Genomic DNA, 20,197 nt, shown 5'->3' on the forward strand with positions numbered 1-20,197 from the left:
GCCGGAACTATTCTTACAGCGGCATGGCTTTTATTTTTGCCTGCACCAGTGAAACCAGTTTCTTTTCAAGGTCCGGATTGGTTTTGACCAGCTCCACGGCCGCGTCGCGCCCCTGCCCGAGGTGTTCGCCTTCCAGCGAAAGCCATGAGCCGCGTTTATCCAGAACGTTGTGTTGAATGGCGGCGTCCACCACGGAGCCGGCCCAGGAAATTCCCTCGGCGTAAAGAATGTCAAATTCGGCTTCCATGAACGGCGGGGCCACTTTGTTCTTGACCACTTTCACCTTGGTGTGATTGCCGATGATTTTCCCGACGGCATCCTTGATCAATCCTATTTTACGGATGTCAAGCCGGACCGAGGCGTAAAATTTAAGGGCTTTGCCGCCGGGAGTCGTTTCCGGGTTGCCGAACATCACCCCGATCTTTTCGCGCAGCTGGTTGGTGAAAACACAGCAGGTCTTTGAGCTGGAAATGACGGCTGTCAGCTTGCGCATGGCCTGTGACATGAGCCGCGCCTGCAATCCCATCTGCGGGTCGCCCATTTCGCCCTCAATTTCGGCGCGGGGCGTCAGGGCGGCGACCGAATCAATCACAACCACGTCCATGGCGTTGCTGCGGATAAGCGTTTCGGCGATGGTCAGGGCCTCTTCGCCCGAGGAGGGCTGGGAAACCAGCAGGTCGTCAATGTTGACCCCGATTTTTTTCGCGTAGAGTGGGTCCATGGCGTGCTCGGCGTCAATGAAGGCCGCGACCCCTCCGTTTTTCTGGGCGTTGGCGATGACGTGCAGGGTCAGCGTGGTTTTACCGGAGGATTCCGGCCCGAATATTTCTACAACCCGCCCGCGCGGCAGACCGCCGACGCCCAGGGCAAGGTCCAGGGAAAAAGAGCCGGTGGAAATGCACTGCACGGCGACTTTCGTGCTGGCGTCGCCCAAACGCATGATGGCGCCTTCGCCAAATTCCTTTTGAATCTGGGCGAGCACGCCATCCAGGATGGCGGACGTTTTTTTAACGGCACCGGTGTCTTCCGTCTTAGTCTTTTTTTCAGCCATGTTTTGCCTCTTTCGGTTTGTCAGCCGTTTTCTTTTGCATCAGGATTTTTATGCCGTCGCCTTCCATGAGGATTGACTCCGTCCGGTAGATTTCAAGGTTGTCAGCATTATACTCGGGTTTAAGTTTCACTTTTAAAAACCAGAGATCTGCTATTTTCACTCTTTTTGAAAGACCAATATCCATTCCCTCTGCATCACATTGTATAAACCATAAATCAATTTATCCACATTGATTATCAACCTCATGCCAAGCTTGCCCATTGTTTTTATGCAATTATCAACGGTGCGGACTTCGGCGCCGTTAGAGGTAACGTTTCCAAGGACAATACACGCTTTGGATGCAGGTTTTAAAACCCGGGCCATTTCGGAATACGCATTCCGCATGTCTTCTTCATAAATCTCAAACCTTTTCATGCCGGAACCTCTTACCCCGATAAAATCTTCCTTGATTCGGTTTAAATCATAACCAAGCGCCTCAAGCGAATGAGAGTCATTTTCCACATAGTTCAGCGCGATGGAATAAGGGGGGGAGGTGATAATTCCATTAACGGAAGAGTCCGGCAACGGCAATTTTCTTGCATCGGCAATGCTAACTTCCGCCGGCGTCGGCGTCAATCCGATTTCATCGCAGCCTTCTTTCATCAGGCGGATGCTTTGTAACATCTTATTGCGGTTTTGAGCTATTTTCTCAAAATAATTTTCGCCGCGCCTTTTCTCGTCGCTTTTAGCAATCATCCTTGACAGAAGTTCAAAGGATTTACACGGATTCTTATAAATTTTTTGAATATCCTCCTCGCGGGTTAACAGCTCGTCAGGAGGCTCGCTTGCGAGAGCAAATCCCCCATATTGTTCCTCAAGTTCCTCCAAGTGGTGAATAGAGTTGGCTTTTACTTTCCCGATCAGAACGCAGAGCGGGGAAATATCGTAACATATGGTTTTCAGATTCAGTAAGGCTCCCTCGACCGCGGTTGTTCCGCTCCCTGAAAAAGGGTCTAAAAGTGTATCGTCTTTTTCCAAGCCGATTATATTAGCCATAGCTCTGACCAACTGCGGGTGATACTTGCCCTTGTAAGGATAAAACCAGTGAGTTATATATTGATTGAAAGCCCGGGTAATATTTTTTTTTGTCAGAATTGAATAATCCGATTTTTTTTCACCGGCAGAGGCAACATAAGCCGTCCTGCTCAAGAGGCGATCTATATCGGTATTGCTATTCACGCTGAAAGACCGGTAATCTTCAAGCAGTTTAAAATTTCCTGAAAGTTTCCCGATTTCCAGCGAGGCCAAATGCAGTTCATAAACGAACTGCATATTGTTCATGAGCCTTAAAATATGTTCTTTCATGAGAAAAAAATTATTCCTGTCATCATTCCGCAATCGTAACCGGCGTGCCGGCGGGCACAATGAGGAACAGTTCCTCCACGTCGGTATTGATCATGCGGATACAACCATCGCTGAGCTGTTTGCCGATGGTATCCGGCTCCCATGTGCCGTGGATGCCGTAACCGCGCACCTTGGGGGTTTCGCCGGTGGGGATCAGCGACATCCACCGGGTGCCCAGCACGTTTTCCTTGTCGCCGAAGGGGATCATTCTGCCGTCCGGCCGCCACCAGGGCGGTTCCGCTATTTTATCCGAAATTACAAAAGTACCCGCCGGCGTGGTTCCGAATTTGCCGGTGCCGACCGGGTAACGCTTTAAGAAACGGTCATTGGCCGTCAGCAGGAGATTGTTTTTTGTTTTACTGACGACAATCGCAAGTCTGGCATGGAATATCCGCAGCCGGTCGCCGGGATGGATCATTTTACCCCGGAGCGAGTTGCATTTTTGGATGAGCTGCACGGTTGTCCCGTTCTTCTTCGCCAGCCTTTCCAGGGTGTCGCCGCTTTGAACGACATATTCGGTTTTTTCCGGCATCGGCGCGGGCGAGAGGAGCAGGCCGATGTTGATCCGGCCGAGCATTTCTTCCGCCTCGCCGATTGTTTCCGGACCGGCGGCATTCTGCAACAGTTCATAGCACGTTTCCCGCGCCAGCGCGAAGTTGTTGCTGGCAAGCATGGTTTTAACGGCCCCCAGTATGCCGGCCGCCGCCTGATCGCCGGCGTTTGGCTGCGCGGGCTGGATGGTTGCTGTTGTCCTGGCCGACGGACGGAAGGGAACAACGGCATAATAAACTACGACAGCAATAATCGCCACGGCCAAAAGCGCCAACAGCGGCATTAAATAGCGGGGACGGTCCTGACTGCCCATGAGGGTCAAATTGTCTTTAAAATTCGGATCAAGCGCCATGTTTTCACCCTGTAAATAAATCGCGCTTCCGGGCCGCGCGGAATGTTTAAGACGCGGGTTGCATCACAACGCGGAATATTACAAATACCAGTCCGGATTTGCAATAAGAAAGCGTTCCCTGCCGCGTTTGCGGCCCGGATGCGGACGTTTCCCGGCGGCGTTTTCCGAATTGATCGGGCTGCGGGGGAGAAAAAAACGCGCCACGGAAAACCGTGGCGCGTTTTGCATGTGCCTTGAACCTGGCGCATAATTCGCCCGGCCGCGGCAAAAAGATTTATCCGCCAATAAGCTTTTTGGCGATATCGGCGGCGGATGCGGCGTCCGGAGCATAGCCGTCAGCGCCGATTTCATCCGCGAAGGCCTGGGTCACCGGCGCGCCGCCGACGATGACTTTCACCTTGCCGGCCAGGCCGCCCGCCTTGACCGATTCAACCACTGTTTTCATATTCGTCATGGTGGTCGTGAGGAGCGCCGAGGCGCCGATCACGTTGGCGTCGTTTTCCCTGGCCAACTGCACCATTTTATCCGGCTCAACGTTGATGCCGGCGTCCACGACCTTGAAACCCGCGCCTTCCAGCATCATGCAGACGAGGTTTTTGCCGATGTCGTGCAGGTCGCCCTTGACGGTTCCCATGACAACGGTGCCGATGGGTTTTACCCCGGCTTGTATGAGGAGAGGTTTCAGCGTTTCCATGCCGGCTTTCATGGCCCGGGCGGCGATGAGCACCTCCGGAACATAAACTTCATTTTTTTTGAAGCGTTCGCCGATGTTCCCCATGCCTGCCAGCAGTCCCTTGTTAAGGATGTCAGCCGGGTTGACGTTTTCCTTGATCGCCTTTTCAACGAGTTCCTTCACTTCCTTGGCCTTGCCTTTGATCAGATTTTCGCTGATTTGCTCTAAAATGGCCATGTCATCTCCTTATGTTATTGGTTAAGCGTTGGACATGCCCAGCGCTTGCATTGGAAAAGAGCATATACATCCGCGCTTTAAGTTCTAGACAAATAATGCTTTCTTTATAACAATATTGCTGTATTTTTTTAAAACGACGGCAATATTCCGCTTTTTACCGTTTTTTGGAATATAATTTTATGACAATGCTACCATGGGAAATTGCGCGGCGGGTTTCCGCCCGCTATTTCAAAGCCTTTAAACTGCGCCCCCTTTTTATCAATGTTAACGGAGAAATTATTTCTGAAGCCCGGAAAAAGAGAATAACCGCGGACCGCCTGCCGGTTTCGCCCCAGACCAACGCCTTCAGCCTGCAGGAAGCAATCCGCTGGGGCGAGCCGTTCGTTTTTTATCCCGTCCGGGGCGTCGTCAACTGGGTCGCGGCGCTGGTGGACCAGCGCCATGTCCGCGGCGGACTGCTCGGAGGCGAAGTTCTGACCGCCGGGGTTAACCGGAAAGAAATCAGCAGCCATCTGATTGCGCAGGGGCTTGCCCCGGCGCTGGCAGAAAATATTACGGCGCGCCTGAAAGTCTGGCCGGCCGCCCGCATCAAGCAGGCCGCTATTTTTCTGCAGGAAACTTTTTACCGGACCAGCGGCTGGAAGCCGGTCCTGCTTGAAGAAAACCGGCTCAAGGCCCTCCAGCAGCGCCATATCTCCGAGGCGATGGATGAATATAAAAAAAACGGCCAGACCGGATACTCCGTTGACAAAGAGCGCATGTTGCTGGCGCTTATCAGGGCCGGAGACCAGAACGGCGCCCGCAAGGTATTGAATGAAATGCTGGGCGCCATGTACCTGCTTTCCACGAAACTGGCCGTTCTGCGCGCCCGGGCGATTGAGCTGATGGGCTATCTCACCCGGGCGGCGGTTGAAGACAGTCCCACCCTTGAGCCGCTCATTGAGCGCAATCACCGGTGGATGCGGAAACTTATCGTGGCGCCTGATTTTGAGACCCTTTCGCACGTTCTCATGCAGGCCCTGGACGATTTCATGCACGGCATTTACGCCCGCGGTTTCAACTGTTATCATCCGCACGTCGGCCGCATTCTTGATTATGTGGCCCTGCATTACAGCGAGGATTTGTCGCTGAAACAGGTCGCCGCCGGGGCCGGCATAAGCGTTTCGCGCGCCGCGCACCTTGTGAAACAGCACACCGGCAAAACGATCTGGCAGCATTTGATGCGCATGCGCATCGCCCGGGCGCGCCAGATGCTTGAAAACACAAACGAACAGTGCGACCAGATCGCGCTCTCCGTCGGGTTCTGCGACCAGAGCTATTTTACCAAACATTTCCGGCGCCTGACCGGCACCACGCCCGTCCATTACCGCCGCTCGCTTTCCGGCGTAACGCCGGAAAAGAATCAGCGCATCTCCGTCGCGCAGGCGCCGCCGGCCGGGCGGTAGTTGCAACGAACGTTCGGGCGGGCGGTAACGACATCGGCACGGACAAATCCGGGAGACGCTTGGAAATCATCAGCGTGGCCATGCGGCCGCCGGCTTACCTTACGAGTCCGGCCCAAGCAGCCGTATTTTTCAGGTTTTTATCACGATCCGGCGCCGATTCATGTCCAGAAATTCAAAAAAAACATGAATGGCGCCTTCCGGCAGGAGTTGACAGATTTTTTCCGGCCATTCAATCGCCGCGACGCCATCCCCTTTTATAAATTCTTCCAAGCCGATCTCTTCCGCCTCTGAGGCGGAATTCAGGCGGTAAAGATCAACATGATAGAGCGGATAACGCCCGCGGTATTCATTGATGATGGTAAAAGTGGGGCTGTTGACAATGGTTTGCACTCCCAGCGCTTCGGCCAAACCCTGCACAAAACAGGTCTTGCCGCTCCCCAGATCGCCATGCAAAGCCAGGACGGCTCCGGGAGAGAGCTCGCCGGCCAGGCGGCGGGCAGACGCCCTGGTTTCTTCCGGTGAATTTGTCAGAATATCCAGAATTGTTTTCAAAACCGTATCACGCCGGACATTTTTTGTGTCCGCCCGGAGCGCGGGCGTGGCAGAAGGACCGTTATCCGCGCAATCCGCGCTTTCCGCTCCGCGTTGTTTGGCCCGGATTTTCCGGCGCCCTTTGTCCAACAAAATGTTCAAAGCCGTTTTCCTGAAGTTGAATTCTTTTGCCGGCCGCATCAAGCCCTTCCAAGAGCCCCGCGCGGCGCGTTGTGCGGCCGATCTGGACACAGGCCAGCCGGAATTTACGGCGCCAGGCCCTGCGAAAAGCATCTTTCTTTTTCTCCGGCACGGTGAACAACAATTCATAATCCTCGCCGTCGGTCAGGGCCCGCCCGAGGGCGCGTCTCCGGCCGGCCAGCCGGCGGCGGGCCGCTGGCGATATGGGAATGGCTTCAAGCTTGAGCAGAACGCCGATGCCGCTTGCCCGCATGATATGCCCAAGATCGCGCAGCAATCCATCGCTGATATCAATCATGGCGGTGGCCCATTTACCGGCGGCCAGCCACCGGCCCTCGCGCAAACGCGGCTGAAAAGCGAGGTGTTTGCCGGCAAAACTGCCGCCGAGCGCGCCGGTAACAAACAACGCTTCGCCCGCTTTGGCGCCGGACCTGAGAATTGCCCTTTTTTTCGCCGCACGGCCCGCGGCGAAAACATGCAATTGCAGATCGCTTCCGGATGAAACGTCTCCGCCGACTATTGAAACTTTGAATTGTCGCGCCATTTTTCTCAAGCCGGCGTATATTCTTTCAATCCGTTTTATGGAAACTGTCGCCGGCGCGGTCAGGTCAACCAGGACCCAAAGGGGCTCGCCGCCCATCGCGGCGATATCGCTCAGGGCTCTCCCCAACGCCTTGCGGCCAACCAGCATTCCTGCGGTTTGGGGGGTAAAGTGCGCGCCTTCAACGGAGGCGTCCGATGTGAGCAGATAGTCGTACCGGCCGGACGCCGCGCCTTTTACCACGGCGCAGTCGTCTCCGGGACCGACGAGCACGCCGCCGCGCAAAGGCAGCGCCCGGGTCAGCCGCCGGATCAGGGCCAGTTCGCCGGTCGCGGAAATGGTTTCGTGTTTTTTCATCGGACAAACCGGAAGGTTTTTATTCGGCTTGTTATTTTGTCATTTAACGTTTTGGCGCACAATCAAAAAATGAAGAACCCGCAATCGGCGCACGCAGGACATTTCCGTTTCCGCTTTACGAAACGCGTCTTTGTTTTATAATGTCCGGCGGCTTGAAAATGGATTCAGGCGGGGTAATGAAAAAGTTGACCCGCGGGGCGGCCGCTTGCATTTAAAGTTGCCTGCCCGCATGATTTGCATTATAAATAAACGTCGCTGTTGAATTTAATTCGGGTTGCGGGCAAAACCCCGCCTTGCAAAGGAGGATTACAACGAGCAATGCCGACTTATGAATATGAATGCGCAAAATGCAAGCACGTCTTTGAAAAATTTCAGAATATAACAGAGAAACCTCTCCGGCAGTGTCCGCAGTGCAAAGGCCGGGTGCGGCGGCTCATCGGACGGGGCGCGGGCATTATTTTCAAAGGAAGCGGTTTTTATCAGACCGATTACCGCAGCGATCATTACCGGCAACGGGCGGCCGCAGACAAGACAAGCAGCGCCGCGCCGGCCGCCGGCGCGGAGGCCAAAAAAGGCGCCGCCCGAAAGGAAAAAAGCGCGGGTCATGAAAAACACGCAAAGTAAACGATGATAAAATGCGCACAATGCGGTGTTGACAATCCCATCGGGAGTCTTTACTGCGTTCAATGCAAGGCGCGACTTAATCTGGCGCAGATTACCGCGGAATCTTTTTTGAAAACCGGCAAAGGCCGCGTTTGCCGCCGGTTAACATTGCAACTGGCTTTTCTGGCGGCCATAGCCTGCGGCGCCCTGGCGCTGTGGCCGGCCCGGGTCGGATTTCTTGACATCACCGGGGACGCATTCGCGCAAGTCCGGCATAAGCTGGCGCCCCTGCAATCCGGCGCCGCCGCCGGTCCGGTTGAATTTTCCGAAAACGAGGCCAGCCTCCTTTTAAACTATCTTATCCTGCAAAACCGGCCCCCGCCTTTCAATGCCGGGCGTTTTGCCGTTACCGCCGGCCGGGTGGTTATCAATCCGGAAACAATAACCGTTTACCTGAGGGGCCGTCTCAAACCGTGGAGGTCTGCCCCTGATTTCATCGCGCCTTTCCCGTTTACATGCCGGATAACCGGCCGGCCGGAACGAAAGAACGGCGGCCTTTGTTTTACCGTGCAGCGCGGCGCGGTCGGCCATCTGCCCTTGCCGGCGCTGGGACGCCTGCTCGGGAAAAGGTGTTTAAAACAATTCTTTTCCCCGTTTAAAAACGCGCGTTCTTTTCTTGAAAGCCTTGAAATAACCGCGATGAAAAAAGAAAGCATTGCCGTTTTCCGTGAATGAGCCGGCGGACGGAATTCTGATAGAACGATTTTCACGAAGAAAGAAAGGGAAATTAACTTGAAACAGGCATACAAAACAACGGTGGGAACAATTGATGCCGATGCGCTCGCTTTTACCGTCGGCAAAGACCCCGCGCTTGACCGGCGGCTGGTGGCCGCCGATTGCATCGGCTCGGCCGCGCATGTTACCATGCTGGCCGCCCTGCCGGCCAGGCCGCGCGTGATGACGCTCGCGGAAAGCAAACGCGTGATAAAAGAACTGGCCGGCATAATCCGCCGGGCGCAAAAACGCGCTTTTCGGATTTCGTTTAACGACCAGGATGTGCATCTCGCCGTTGAGCGCGTCCTGACGGAACGGCTCGGCGAGACCGGCAAAAGAATCCACACCGCCCGCAGCCGCAACGACCAGGTTGCCGTGGACCTGCGCCTTTACGGCAAGGAACGGATGCTGGCGCTGGCGGAAAACGTTTGCCGGCTCGGCGCGGCGCTTATGCGGCTGGCTGCCCGCCACAAGATGACGCCCATGGTCGGCCGCACCCACATGCAACCCGGCATGCCGAGCAGCGTTGGATTATGGGCTTCGGCGTACGCGGAAGGACTGTTGGATGATATTGCATTGCTGAAAAACGCCTACGCCTTGAACGACCGTTGTCCGCTCGGCTCCGCCGCCGGTTACGGCGTTCCGCTCCCCATTGACCGCCGGCTGACGGCCGCTCTTTTGGGATTCAGCCGGCCGATCCACAATGTGCTCCACGCCGGCAACAGCCGGGGGAAAAACGAAAGCATTATTCTTGCCGCCGCCAGCCAGCTGATGGCAACGCTCTCGCGTCTGGCCCAGGATTTGATTATCTTTTCCATGCCTGAATTCAATTATTTTGCTTTGCCCGAAAGCATGTGCACCGGCAGCAGCATCATGCCCCAGAAAAAAAACCCCGATATCCTTGAGTTAATCCGCGCCAAAGCCGCGCGGGTTTTTGCCCATGCGTTCAGCGCGCTGGAAATCACCCGGGCCATGCCCTCGGGGTACAACCGCGATTTGCAGGAGATCAAGGAGCCTTTCATTGACGGACTGGACCTGACCGAGGCAAGCCTGCGCGCCATGTCTTCCCTGGTTGAAAACATCCGCGTCAACCGCCCCGCCCTGCTGGCCGCTTTCAAGCCCGATGTTTTTGCCGCGGATCATGCGCTTTTCCTGGCCGGCCAGGGCCTGCCATTCCGCGACGCCTACCGCCATGTAAAGGAACATCTGAAAGAACTGAAAAACATTGATCCCATGACGGCCTTCCGGCGGCCGCCTTGTCCCGGAACAATCACGGACCTGGGACTGAAAACGCTCCAGGCCCGCCTGACAAACGAGCGTAAATTTTTCAGCAACGAAAAAAAACGTTATTACCGGCGCATTTCCCGCTTGCTGGGAATGAAATATCCGGTCCATGAAAGGCAGAATGCGGAATAAAGACGGCGGGCCGGAAAACCAGGATAACGCCCGCCGCTCATCTTTCGTTCCGCCTCTGAATGTTTTATAACCGCAGCCATAGACATAAACGATCTGACCGTTGAATTCCGGTCGGGCCGTAAAATCGTCCCGGCCCTCAGGCAACTGAACCTGAAGGTGGCGCCGGGCGAAGTGTACGGATTTATCGGACCGAACGGCGCCGGGAAAACGACGACCATGCACGTTCTCCTGGGATTCGTCGCGGCCGCCGCGGGAACGGCGGCGATTTTCGGCGAGGACGTCCGCCGCGAACCAGCCCGCCGCCGCATCGGCTACATGAGCGAGCATCCGCAATTGTATCGTTTCCTGACCGGCCGCGAACTGCTGATTACGACCGGCCGCCTGTTTGGCATGCGCGGCCGCCAACTGGCCGCCAAAGCCGCCGGGCTCATTGAGCTGCTGCAACTTTCCGCGGCGGCCGACCGCCGGATCGCGGAGTATTCGCGCGGCATGATGCAGCGTATCGCACTGGCGCAGGCCCTGATTAACGACCCGGATTTGATTATTCTGGACGAGCCGACCGCCGGTTTTGACCCCATCGGCCGCGTTGAAATCCGCGCAATAATCGCCGGGCTCAAGCGCGCCGGCAAAACGGTGTTTTTTTCCTCCCACGAACTTTCCGAGGTTGAACGGCTCTGCGACCGGATCGGCATCATCGCCGGCGGGCGCCTGGCGGCCGAGGGCAGGCTTGACCAGCTGATCAAGACGGGCGAAAGCCTGGAACAGTATTTTTTAAGGGTTTTGCAATGATCCGCGTTCTGATAATCGCTCAAATCGTCTGGCGCGAAACCATCCGGCGCAAGGACCTTTACGTCCTGTTTATTCTCCTCCTTTCCTTTCTCCTGGTTCTCATGACGCTTAATATTTTCGGACTCAGGAGCATGACCGGTTATATCAAGGAAACCGGCCTGCTCATGGCCTGGATTTTCGCCTGGATTCTGGCCGTCGGCGGCGGCGCGCGCCAGTTGCCGCAGGAGGAAAGAAACGGGACCATTTTCCCGCTGCTTGCAAAACCGGTGAAACGTTCCGAGCTGATCATCGGCAAATGGCTCGGGGTATGGGGCGTTACGGGGGCGGCGACGGCTTGTTTTTACATCATCCTGGCCGTAATCGTTGCCGCGCGCGCCGGCCGTTTCAGCCCGGTTTTGATGCTGGAGGCGTGGATGCTGCATTTTTGTTTTATCGGGATTCTGTCGGCTTTTGTCATCCTTTTTTCCACCCGGATGAACAGCGACGCCGCGGCGACCGCCGCGGCCGTTTTGAGCGTTGCCTCTTTTCTGTTCCTGCCGCAGATTCCGCACCTGGCGGGCATCGCAAGCGGATGGAGGCGGGAAGTTCTGCTGGTGGTCTATTATGCCCTGCCGCACCTGGAACTCTTTGACTTGCGCCAGAGAGTGATCCACAACTGGGACCCGGTGGGACCGGCATCCTTTCTCATGATTGTTTTGTACGGCTTGCTGACGGCGGCTGTTTTCATTCTGCTCGCCTGGCTGGCCTATCGCCGTAAAAAATTTTCCAGGGATGTTATCTGAAAACGCTTCCGCCGCAACAACCGCGGCGGAAGCGCAACGCGGAATAAAAAAGGAGATGAGGGGAGGCGCAGAAGTGCTTGACGAACGGCGTTTCGCAGGCGATGTTTCACGCCATGCGGGCCGGCGGGCGTTGCTGCTGGTCTTGTTGCTTTGGACGGCAGCGTTTGCGCTGGCCTGCCGGCTGGCCGGCCTGCCGGAAACGGAGGGGGAACAGGGTAAGGCTTTTTTTGCCAGGTTGTTCGGAAACGTGCGGTTTGAAATCAGCGCGCAGTTTTACGAGCAGGCCGACCGCGTTTTTCACAAAGGCATCGGCCATTATAAACCGGTTGCCTTTCAGGACTGGTTTGTCCGGATGAGAAAGGAAGTTGCGCCGGGCGGCCATCTTCATTTGCACGGCGAGAACGTCCTGGAAATCATGCCCTGGTTGTATTTCGCGGCGCGCGCCAATCCCGGCAATGCGGAAGCCTGGATCGTGGCTTCCTATTGGCTGGCAAAGGAAGGAGGCCGGCCCGACCTGGCCGAAAGGGTCATGAATGAAGCCTTGCGGCATAATCCAGCCGATTACCGCCTTTACCTGGAAAAGGGATGCCTCTTTCTGAAGACGGAACAATACCGGAAGGCGGAGCGTTTTCTGGATAAGGCCCTTGCGGTCCTGCCGGCGGCAGACCAGCCGGACAAGGAACAGACGCGCATAGACCTTGCTCAAATATTGACTTATCGCGGATTTTTGTATGAAATCAACCGCGCGCCGGAAAACGCTTTGCTTTGTTACGCCGAAGTAACGCGCATGTTCCCGGGAAGGACACAGCTCAAGGAGAGAATGGCCGCGCTGGAAAAACACGGCCGCGCGCCGGTCCCGCCGGAAGAGCTTGTCAGAACCATTCTCCTGCAGCCCCGGCATGTTTGCACCGAAGAGGAACACGCCGAAACCGGCCATTGAGGTTTGCATTCATGTATCTTGAATATTACGGATTGAAAGAGGCCCCGTTTAATCTGACGCCGGACCCGAAGTTCCTTTTCTTCACGCCTAACCACCGCGAAGCTTTTAACCATTTGATCTACGGCATCAGAAACCGGAAAGGTTTTGTAGAGCTGACCGGCGAGGTCGGGTCGGGAAAAACAACCATCTGCCGCGCCGTCCTGGCCAGTCTGGCCCCCGGTATTAAAACTTCGCTGATTTTGAACCCCTTTCTGACCGAAAACCAGCTCTTACGCTCAATTTTGAATGATTTCGGACTCAAGGTAAAGGGACGGGACCGCCTTACGAACATTGAGACGCTCAATTCGTTCCTCCTGGAGAATCTGCAGTCCGGCAATAATGTGGCCTTGATTATTGACGAAGCCCAAAACCTGAGCCCGGCCGTGCTGGAACAGGTGCGCCTGCTCTCCAACCTGGAGACGGATCAGAACAAACTGCTCCAGATAGTGCTTTGCGGCCAACCCGAATTGAGACAGAGACTGGCTTCTCCCGATTTGCGCCAGTTGCGCCAGAGGATAACCGTGCGTTACCATCTTTTGCCCTTGAACGAATCGGAGACAATCCGTTATATTGAATACCGCCTGAAAATGGCGGGTTGGAGCGAGGGCCGATTATTTCTGGAAAAAGCCGTGCGCCGGATTCATAATTACGCGCGCGGCATACCGAGGCTGATTAACTCGGTCTGCGACATAGCCTTGCTGGCCGGATACGTGGCCAGTTCGGCGGCAATTGACGTTGATTGTGTCAAGAAAGCCATCAAGCAATTGGAAGGGCAGCCATGAGTCTGTTGCAGGAAGCTTTAAAAAGAAAAGAGAATGAAGAATCCCGGAACGTCCCCGCGGCGGCCGGCGCGGAAACAGCCCCGGAAAACCCGCCGGTCGGCGGCGTGAATCTGTCCCTCAAAAAATACGCAACCGGCGGCAAACCGGCCGCGGCCCAGCCCGATGCGCCGCCCCAGTCAATGCCCGCAACGGCTTCCACACAAGAAGTTGCCGCCCCTCTGCCCGCCGCTCCGGACGAAAACAAACAAGCGGCCGCGGCCATGCACCGCAAAACATCCTTTTTGTGGCTGGTTGTGGCACTGATTGCGGTCCTGGCCGGAATCGCGGTTACGGCCGGAGTCGCGTTTCTGATCAAACGCGGGGTATCCGCGCGACAAGTCGTCGTTAACCCGCCGGCGCCGACACCGGAACAAGCCGCCGCCATCCCCGCCGCGAACGCGAACATTGCGGACATTCCTCCCCCGCCGGCGGAACGGACGGTCACCGCGCCAGCCGCCGAACCAATGCCGCAACAGATAACCGCAACGGCTGGAAAGGAGTCTCCTCCCGTCGCCGCCGAACCCAAACCGGTTGCCGTTAAGCCGCCGCCAGTCATGGCGAAAAAGCCGCCAGCGCCTCCCGTTCGCCCGCCCCTCAAATGGCCGGTGTTAAAATTAACTGGCATATTGCGCGGAATGGGGCCGAATGAAAGCACCGCGCTTATCAATGGCCGCATGATCGGCACAGGACAGACGATAGAGGGCGCGACCGTTGTTGAAGTCCAGACCGACGGTGTATTTCTCAAATACGGAGATGAAAAGAGATTTTTGAGGGTCGGCACAACCCTCTATTAAACCGTTCCGTTCAAAGAGATGACAGTTTTGCGGAGAAGTTCACGCCCGGATTGGCCTCTTTTTCAGCGCCATACGTTCAGACGATTTGCTTGCTCGCCGTCATGGCGCGGGTTCTGCCAGTAATTTTTTGATTTTGAGGAGATACTCGTCAAAATCATCCGGCGCGGCAATAAAGTAATGGCAATTTTTGCCGGTCAAACCTTCAATGTCCATTTTGAGTTGATCGTCGTATGGGTTGAGAATTACCACCAGCGCGTCATCGCCGATGGTTTCAAAAATAATGGCGCCGCGGTTTGTCATGAATTCCCACGAGAGCAGCGCGCAGACCTCTTTCTGGATTTCAAAACTGGCCAGGCAGATCATGGGCGTATTGCGGGCGGTGGCAACAAACGACATAATTCCGTTTATGTCCGCGTAATGACGGTCGTGCAACGCATGGAGCGTGGAAACGGGCATATCGCCGGCCCGGCCGGAATTTTCCGAGAGATCGTGCACGATCATTGAATACTCTTCCTGGCTGAGTTTCTTTGCCTGCAGGAGATTCCAGGCCATGGAAATCTCGGCGGAAATATGGCCGTGGCGGCTCGCGGCGGTCTGCCCGCTGTCAATGACTTCCGCCATCACTTTCCGGGACTGCAGGTTTTCCAGACGGGCGATGGCCTCCTGCACTTTCTGTTCCGACTGGTCAAGCGGTTTAAGTTTCTGCAGGACGTCCGGCGCGGCGTCTTCATCTCCTTCATCAGCCAGCACATTGGCAAGCCGCAGAAGATAATCTTGGGCCCGGGTATGGTCGCCTATTTTTTCATAGGCGTCGGCCAGCGTCTCCAGCGAAAAGCGGTCGTTGGGCATCACCTCCAGGATTTTTTCAAACTGCCCGATCGCGTTCCAGACATCCGCTTCGGTCTGGCTTAATCCTTTGGCGGAATTTTTAGTCATTTTTTTGAACGTTCCGTGAAGAGATACGGATATCATGCCGCGGTAAAAGACAAAGCTATGACATCCTGCCGGCCGCAGGACGGCGGCATTCACAAATCAATAACATTGCTTTCCGCCCCGCACGTTGTATATTTTCATCCCGAACATAGATATCATAAAACAAAGAAAGACCGGCAGGCAAGCAGAATCTTGCCGGAAAAGCTTCCCCGGAAAAATCATGTTGAATTTCCAGAGATATTTAAGAAAACAAAACAGGCTGATTGAACGGGCCCTGGACCGTTTTCTGCCGGCGGAGCGGCAGCCTCCGCAAATGCTTCACAAGGCTATGCGTTACAGCGTTTTGGCCGGCGGAAAACGACTCCGGCCGATTCTTTGCCTGGCCGCCGCGGAAGCGGTCGGCGGAAAGGAAAAAGACGCTCTCCTGCCCGCGCTGGCGGTGGAAATTCTCCATACTTATACCATGATTCACGACGACCTCCCCTGCATGGATGACGACGATTTGCGGCGCGGCAAGCCGACCGCGCACGTTGCTTTCGGCGAAGCTAACGCCGTCCTGGCCGGCGATGCGCTTCTGACGCTGGCCTTTGAATGGATCGCCGCCGCCGCGCCGCCGCCGCCATATGCTCCCCGCCGGTTGATTTTGGAGCTCGCCCGCGCCGCCGGCAACCGGGGCGTCATCGCCGGCCAGGTTGAAGATTTGGCCTGCGAAGGGAAAAAGCCGAGCGCGGCCAAGGTGTTCCGGATCCATTTTCATAAAACGGCCGCCCTGATCCGCGCCGCCGCGCGGATCGGCGCCATTTGCGGCGGGGCGGATAAAACCGAATTGGCGGCCATCAGCCGTTACGGCGAAAAGGGCGGGCTGGCCTTTCAGATCGCCGATGATATTCTCAACGAAACTTCATCGCCGGAAAGCATCGGCAAGGCCGCGGGCAGCGACCGCGCGCGCGGTAAAATGACTTATGTGGCGGTTTACGGCCTCAGCGGAGCCAAACAAACAGCGCGCCAACTGGCCGCAGAAGCGCGCAAACACCTGCGTCCTTTGCGCGGCAAAACCGAACCCCTGGCGGCCCTGGTGGATTTCATCGTGACGCGGAAAGTATAATTGCAACCGCCGGCGGGATTTTCCGGGCGGCAGAAAAAATGTTGAGCAAAATCATATTGATTTATAAATGGCTGGCGGCCCACAACCTGACGCGTTTTACGGCCGGCGCCGGACTGGGCGTCATCATTTGGACTTTTTCTTCCAACACGCTGCAGGACATTATCGTTTTCAGCGCATTTGTATATGCGCTCTTTTTCGCGGAGCGCGGAAAAGCCGCCTGGCGGCAGCCGGCCGGCATCGCGTTTGTTGTGCTCCTCTTCCACCACCTTGCCAGCCTGCCTTTCTCCGTTTCTCCGGAAATATCCGTGCATGATACCGGCCGCCTCTTTGAAGTTCTGGCGGGCGCTTTTGCCGTTCCGGTTGTTTTCAACACCGACCGTAAAATTGCGCGCGCCCTTTTTTACAGCGCCGCGGCCATTGCCCTGACGCTGGGCTGGGATTTGATCCGGATGAGTTATTATCTCGGGCCGGATATTTTTGCCAAGGCGCATTCATTCCAACCCTTCATTCTGAATCATTCCAATGTCGCCAGCATGATGGCCGGACTGGCGTTTTTTGTGTTTTTAAGCTTCGCATGGCGGTGGCGCGGAGACTTCCGCCCGGCCCTGGGCTGTCTGGCGGGAAGCGCCGTCTGTCTGGCTTATTTGATTATCGCCACTTCCCGCGGGCCGCAGATCGCGTTTGCGATTGCCTTCGCCTCCATCGGCGTGATTTTACCCGGCCGGCAGAGCAGGCTGGTTTGGTTTATCTGTTTGTTCAGCGCGGGAGTTTTGCTGTTTCTGAATTATGATCGGGTCAACCCGCGTTTCGCGGAAAAGAGCACCATGACCGGGTTCAGCGAGAGGGACAAGGTCTGGAAACACACCTGGGACCTGGCCGGGAACAAAAAATGGTTCGGACACGGTTACGGCAAACGCAACTTTGAAATGCACTATTACGCATCGTCTCCCCGGCCGGCAAAATATCATTTCCCGCATTGTCATCAATACTGGCTAAAACTGCTTTTTGAATACGGCCGGGTCGGGGTTGGGCTTTACGCCGCCGCCTGGCTCATCCTTGCCGTCAGCCTTTTGCGCAAGACCTTCATGGCAAGCACATTGGATGAACGCCTGCTGCCGGGCACGATTGCCTTGATGCTTCTCTTTATTCATCTCTACGGCTTGGGCGATTATCCCGACAATATCGTGCAAACGGCCCAGATCTGGCTTGTCCCCGCCGCGCTGGTGGCGCTTGCCGGCCGGTCCGCAACCGGGCGCGACAAATATTACCGGGCAAAAACAAGGCGACACTTGCCGACCGGCATAAAAATGGCGCCCTGCGGCGCGGCCTTGTCCGGATAGACCATGCGCCTGCATTGGAACCCCCGGCGGAACTTTGACGGCCTATCCGACGCCATCCAGCACCGCGCCCTGTGATTTAAGCCGTCTGCGCAGCATGGGCACATCCAACCGGCGCGGTTCGGGAATCTGTTCAACGGCAAGGATACCCGCGGCCGTTCCGGCGGCCTGACCAACGGCCAGGCATGTCCCCATAACCCGGCAGGAGCCGTTCGCGGCGCGGTCTGAAGAAAGACAACGTCCCGCCACCAGCAGATTGTTCAATCCGCGCGGAATCAGGCATCCAAATGGAATATCATAGGAGCCGCCGCCCGGCACGGGGATGCGCGTTTGGGCGGTGCCCGCGCCGTGAAGATCAATATGATGCGCGCCGCGGGCAATGCCGTCATCATGGCGGAGCGCCTCGCGCACGTCTTCTTCGCGCAACACGGCTTCGCCGCGGATCCGCCGCGTCTCGCGCACGCCGACGCTATAGGCCGTATCGGCGAGCGCCGCATTGCCAAAACCCGGGACGCTGTCTTTCAGGAATCTGATCCCTTTTTCAACCTGGCCGGATAGTTCCGCCAGAGATAAGCTCCAGGCGGCGTTATCGGTGGCGTCAACGCCGGCCAGCCGCGTCATGTTCAGCCCGATTTCGGCGCGGGCCAGCGATGTAGGCCACATGAAAACGGCCGTGCATGGAGCCACAGCGCCGCCGGCAATCGCCGCGCCGAGCAGGCGGCCCTTGGCGCTGAGCGGCACAAAGGGCAGGCCCCCTTCGTACAGTGCGCGCGCGCATTCATGGGGTGTTTTGCCGATAATCGGATTTTCGGCAAGCATAAACTCATCGGGATTATCGCGGATAAATATCATCAGATCCGGCATGTTCACGTTGCCAAGGCGAAAGATAAGGCTTACCGGCTGCAGTTCGGCAGCCTCTGCCTGCTCGTATTCCGCCCCCGCCAAAACGGCTAAAACGCCATCGCCGCTGGCATCCACGCACACATCCGCCGCGAACTCTTCATATCCCTGGCGCCGGGCAACGGTAACCTTTGTAATGCGGCGGGCATTGACCACGGCGGCGCACACTGTATTGCCAAGCATGAGCCGGACGCGCCGGCGGGATAACTCTTCAATAATGGCCAGGCGCATGGCAACCGGATCAATGCAGACCCCGTAATTCAACCGCCAGTCAAAGAGCGGGCCAATGTAACCGTTGCGTTTCCGGCAACCGTCAAATAAAGCCTGCGCCGGTCCTCCCACCAGCCACTCGCCCCGCGCGTTGAGACATCCATCCACGGGCAGACCGCTGACCAGCTCGCCGCCCAAGAACGGGCTGGCTTCCGCCAAAACAACTTCCGCCCCGTTGTCCGCTGCGGAACAGGCCGCAGCAACGCCGGCGGGACCGCTGCCGACAACCAGAACATCCGCGCGTATCGTCATACCTTGTCTCCCATGCCTGCTATTCCCGGTCTCTATTAATTATTGTTGCCATTATTTTGGTTTTTCAAAAAACCGATCAAAACGCGCGTCCCAGAACATTTCCTCATATTGTTTGATAATGGCGTCATATTCCCGATAACAGGCAATTAAATCCAGGCCGGGTAATAGTCATATTCCGTGAATTTCGGCTCCAGGAGGTTGCCGGCGGGAGCGGGCGTTAACGCCTGCAAGACAGGAACATGATACCCTTTTAACAGCAGTATCTTGCCTTTGCCGAATACGGCATAATCAATCGTGGCGTCAACCAAGGCCGGCGCATCTTTGTGCTTCGCAAAGGCCGGAAGTCCCTTGAAGGGAACCAAGGCCGCCAAATCCAGCTTTTCTTTTTTTTCCATGGCCCGTTGCAGGTATTTATCCGGATTGGAAACAACCCCGACCAGCGGCGTCCCGTCATACGCTTTTTGAAACAACTTGTAACGCAGATTGAGGGGGAAAGAACTCCAGTCAATATTTCCCAGGACAATGACGTCGTAAGCGCCATCAAGCTTCGCATCAAGATCGTCCGCGAGCGCTTCCTTGTCGCGGGCAATGGCCGGATCGTGCTTGTAAACCGAACTAAATCCGCTGGGGTTATTGCTATATGAATGAGTTGTTGCGCCGCCGGCGGCAAAAACCGTATATTTTATATCCATCCGCTGGGCCAGCTCAATCACCTCGCGCATCCCCGCCCGCCAGACGATAAACAAAACCTTTAACGGCCCATGGGCGTCCGGTTTCGCCCATTTGATGTGCGGCGTCGCCACTTCTTCCGTGGGCGCCAGGTATTTCGGCCCATAATCAGGAAACATCGGCGCCGCAAGCGCGTTTGCCGCCGCCATGATAATCGCCGCCATGCAAGAAACCATTGCGTTAGTCTTCATCACATCTTCCTCCGGTTTGATTTATTGTCAGTCTGGGTTAAGCTATGATTACAAAACCACGCAAACCGCCCGGCACAAACAAGCCTGCCGCGCGGCCGGGGTGGATGCTTTTCCGCAGATGCGGTGTTGTTATTCAATCGGCACCTTGCGCCAGCCGTCGCTTTCGGTGAATTCCCGGGCCGCAAAACACCAAATGACG

The 20,197-nt window shown here is 56.2% G+C and carries 22 protein-coding genes; 12 read left to right on the forward strand and 10 right to left on the reverse strand.

Going from position 1 to position 20,197, the window contains the following annotated elements:
* Positions 1–13: 13 nt before the first annotated feature.
* From recA to PHP98_05340, 5 genes are all read right to left on the reverse strand, one after another.
* Entirely contained in the window at positions 14–1,051 is a 1,038-nt protein-coding gene (gene recA, locus PHP98_05320; protein MDD5483053.1) for a recombinase RecA, read from the reverse strand.
* Entirely contained in the window at positions 1,044–1,211 is a 168-nt protein-coding gene (locus PHP98_05325; protein MDD5483054.1) for a hypothetical protein, read from the reverse strand. Before PHP98_05325 ends, recA begins: the two co-directional genes overlap by 8 nt.
* Entirely contained in the window at positions 1,208–2,239 is a 1,032-nt protein-coding gene (locus PHP98_05330; protein MDD5483055.1) for a DNA methyltransferase, read from the reverse strand. Before PHP98_05330 ends, PHP98_05325 begins: the two co-directional genes overlap by 4 nt.
* Positions 2,240–2,417: 178 nt before the next feature.
* Positions 2,418–3,338 (reverse strand): L,D-transpeptidase family protein, encoded by a 921-nt coding sequence (locus PHP98_05335; GenBank protein MDD5483056.1) that lies wholly within the window; start codon positions 3,336–3,338, stop codon positions 2,418–2,420.
* 274 nt (positions 3,339–3,612) lie between these two features.
* Entirely contained in the window at positions 3,613–4,248 is a 636-nt protein-coding gene (locus PHP98_05340; protein ID MDD5483057.1) for a corrinoid protein, read from the reverse strand.
* 179 nt (positions 4,249–4,427) lie between these two features.
* Between PHP98_05340 and PHP98_05345 the strand changes: the two genes are divergently transcribed.
* Entirely contained in the window at positions 4,428–5,693 is a 1,266-nt protein-coding gene (locus tag PHP98_05345; protein MDD5483058.1) for an AraC family transcriptional regulator, read from the forward strand.
* 129 nt (positions 5,694–5,822) lie between these two features.
* On the opposite strand, the gene tsaE is transcribed toward PHP98_05345, so the two are convergent.
* Positions 5,823–6,245, reverse strand: a complete 423-nt coding sequence (tsaE, locus tag PHP98_05350; GenBank protein MDD5483059.1) for a tRNA (adenosine(37)-N6)-threonylcarbamoyltransferase complex ATPase subunit type 1 TsaE — start codon at positions 6,243–6,245, stop codon at positions 5,823–5,825.
* 61 nt (positions 6,246–6,306) lie between these two features.
* Positions 6,307–7,323: a thiamine-phosphate kinase gene (locus tag PHP98_05355; GenBank protein MDD5483060.1), complete on the reverse strand. Its 1,017-nt coding sequence runs from the start codon at positions 7,321–7,323 to the stop codon at positions 6,307–6,309.
* 318 nt (positions 7,324–7,641) lie between these two features.
* On the opposite strand from PHP98_05355, the gene PHP98_05360 reads away from it, so the two are divergent.
* From PHP98_05360 to PHP98_05395, 8 genes are all read left to right on the forward strand, one after another.
* The gene (locus PHP98_05360) at positions 7,642–7,947 is read left to right on the forward strand and encodes a zinc ribbon domain-containing protein (GenBank protein MDD5483061.1); all 306 of its coding nucleotides are present in this window, start codon (positions 7,642–7,644) and stop codon (positions 7,945–7,947) included.
* Positions 7,948–8,055: 108 nt separating this feature from the next.
* Positions 8,056–8,661, forward strand: coding sequence for a hypothetical protein (locus PHP98_05365; GenBank protein MDD5483062.1), 606 nt, complete (start codon positions 8,056–8,058; stop codon positions 8,659–8,661).
* 57 nt (positions 8,662–8,718) lie between these two features.
* Positions 8,719–10,116 (forward strand): argininosuccinate lyase, encoded by a 1,398-nt coding sequence (gene argH, locus PHP98_05370; GenBank protein ID MDD5483063.1) that lies wholly within the window; start codon positions 8,719–8,721, stop codon positions 10,114–10,116.
* A 123-nt stretch (positions 10,117–10,239) separates the two neighbouring features.
* Positions 10,240–10,905 (forward strand): ABC transporter ATP-binding protein, encoded by a 666-nt coding sequence (locus PHP98_05375; protein MDD5483064.1) that lies wholly within the window; start codon positions 10,240–10,242, stop codon positions 10,903–10,905.
* Positions 10,902–11,687, forward strand: coding sequence for an ABC transporter permease subunit (locus tag PHP98_05380; protein MDD5483065.1), 786 nt, complete (start codon positions 10,902–10,904; stop codon positions 11,685–11,687). Before PHP98_05375 ends, PHP98_05380 begins: the two co-directional genes overlap by 4 nt.
* A 55-nt stretch (positions 11,688–11,742) precedes the next feature.
* On the forward strand, positions 11,743–12,627 hold the full coding sequence (locus PHP98_05385) for a hypothetical protein (protein MDD5483066.1): 885 nt from the start codon (positions 11,743–11,745) through the stop codon (positions 12,625–12,627).
* Between the two features lie 11 nt (positions 12,628–12,638).
* Positions 12,639–13,448, forward strand: coding sequence for an AAA family ATPase (locus tag PHP98_05390; protein ID MDD5483067.1), 810 nt, complete (start codon positions 12,639–12,641; stop codon positions 13,446–13,448).
* Complete coding sequence (locus PHP98_05395) at positions 13,445–14,281, forward strand: hypothetical protein (GenBank protein ID MDD5483068.1); 837 nt, start codon at positions 13,445–13,447, stop codon at positions 14,279–14,281. Before PHP98_05390 ends, PHP98_05395 begins: the two co-directional genes overlap by 4 nt.
* A 99-nt stretch (positions 14,282–14,380) precedes the next feature.
* Here PHP98_05395 and PHP98_05400 read toward each other — a convergent pair whose 3' ends face one another.
* A complete protein-coding gene (locus tag PHP98_05400) occupies positions 14,381–15,217 on the reverse strand; it encodes a hypothetical protein (GenBank protein MDD5483069.1) in 837 nt (278 codons plus the stop codon).
* Between the two features lie 220 nt (positions 15,218–15,437).
* On the opposite strand from PHP98_05400, the gene PHP98_05405 reads away from it, so the two are divergent.
* Complete coding sequence (locus PHP98_05405; protein MDD5483070.1) at positions 15,438–16,319, forward strand: polyprenyl synthetase family protein; 882 nt, start codon at positions 15,438–15,440, stop codon at positions 16,317–16,319.
* 38 nt (positions 16,320–16,357) lie between these two features.
* Positions 16,358–17,659 carry an O-antigen ligase family protein gene (locus PHP98_05410; GenBank protein ID MDD5483071.1) on the forward strand — a complete coding sequence of 434 codons (1,302 nt, stop codon included), beginning with the start codon at positions 16,358–16,360 and terminating at the stop codon, positions 17,657–17,659.
* A 42-nt stretch (positions 17,660–17,701) separates the two neighbouring features.
* Here PHP98_05410 and PHP98_05415 read toward each other — a convergent pair whose 3' ends face one another.
* Positions 17,702–19,078: an FAD-dependent oxidoreductase gene (locus PHP98_05415; GenBank protein MDD5483072.1), complete on the reverse strand. Its 1,377-nt coding sequence runs from the start codon at positions 19,076–19,078 to the stop codon at positions 17,702–17,704.
* 146 nt (positions 19,079–19,224) lie between these two features.
* Entirely contained in the window at positions 19,225–19,998 is a 774-nt protein-coding gene (locus tag PHP98_05420) for a hypothetical protein (GenBank protein MDD5483073.1), read from the reverse strand.
* Here PHP98_05420 and PHP98_05425 point away from each other — a divergent pair.
* A partial coding sequence (locus PHP98_05425; GenBank protein ID MDD5483074.1) for a hypothetical protein occupies positions 19,970–20,197 on the forward strand: 228 nt, incomplete at its 3' end. The genes PHP98_05420 and PHP98_05425 overlap by 29 nt on opposite strands.

Source organism: Kiritimatiellia bacterium (genome assembly GCA_028715905.1).
Taxonomy (GTDB): Bacteria; Verrucomicrobiota; Kiritimatiellia; order JAAZAB01; family JAAZAB01; genus JAQUQV01.

Excerpts from the sequence above, each read along its gene's own strand:
- PHP98_05420 (MDD5483073.1), bottom strand. The coding sequence starts at position 19,998 with ATGAAGACTAACGCAATGGTTTCTTGCATGGCGGCGATTATCATGGCG.
- PHP98_05355 (MDD5483060.1), bottom strand. The coding sequence starts at position 7,323 with ATGAAAAAACACGAAACCATTTCCGCGACCGGCGAACTGGCCCTGATC.
- PHP98_05400 (MDD5483069.1), bottom strand. The coding sequence starts at position 15,217 with ATGACTAAAAATTCCGCCAAAGGATTAAGCCAGACCGAAGCGGATGTC.
- PHP98_05390 (MDD5483067.1), top strand. The coding sequence starts at position 12,639 with ATGTATCTTGAATATTACGGATTGAAAGAGGCCCCGTTTAATCTGACG.
- PHP98_05345 (MDD5483058.1), top strand. The coding sequence starts at position 4,428 with ATGACAATGCTACCATGGGAAATTGCGCGGCGGGTTTCCGCCCGCTAT.
- PHP98_05415 (MDD5483072.1), bottom strand. The coding sequence starts at position 19,078 with ATGACGATACGCGCGGATGTTCTGGTTGTCGGCAGCGGTCCCGCCGGC.
- PHP98_05380 (MDD5483065.1), top strand. The coding sequence starts at position 10,902 with ATGATCCGCGTTCTGATAATCGCTCAAATCGTCTGGCGCGAAACCATC.
- PHP98_05410 (MDD5483071.1), top strand. The coding sequence starts at position 16,358 with ATGTTGAGCAAAATCATATTGATTTATAAATGGCTGGCGGCCCACAAC.
- PHP98_05385 (MDD5483066.1), top strand. The coding sequence starts at position 11,743 with ATGAGGGGAGGCGCAGAAGTGCTTGACGAACGGCGTTTCGCAGGCGAT.
- PHP98_05360 (MDD5483061.1), top strand. The coding sequence starts at position 7,642 with ATGCCGACTTATGAATATGAATGCGCAAAATGCAAGCACGTCTTTGAA.
- PHP98_05340 (MDD5483057.1), bottom strand. The coding sequence starts at position 4,248 with ATGGCCATTTTAGAGCAAATCAGCGAAAATCTGATCAAAGGCAAGGCC.
- PHP98_05335 (MDD5483056.1), bottom strand. The coding sequence starts at position 3,338 with ATGGCGCTTGATCCGAATTTTAAAGACAATTTGACCCTCATGGGCAGT.
- recA (MDD5483053.1), bottom strand. The coding sequence starts at position 1,051 with ATGGCTGAAAAAAAGACTAAGACGGAAGACACCGGTGCCGTTAAAAAA.
- PHP98_05395 (MDD5483068.1), top strand. The coding sequence starts at position 13,445 with ATGAGTCTGTTGCAGGAAGCTTTAAAAAGAAAAGAGAATGAAGAATCC.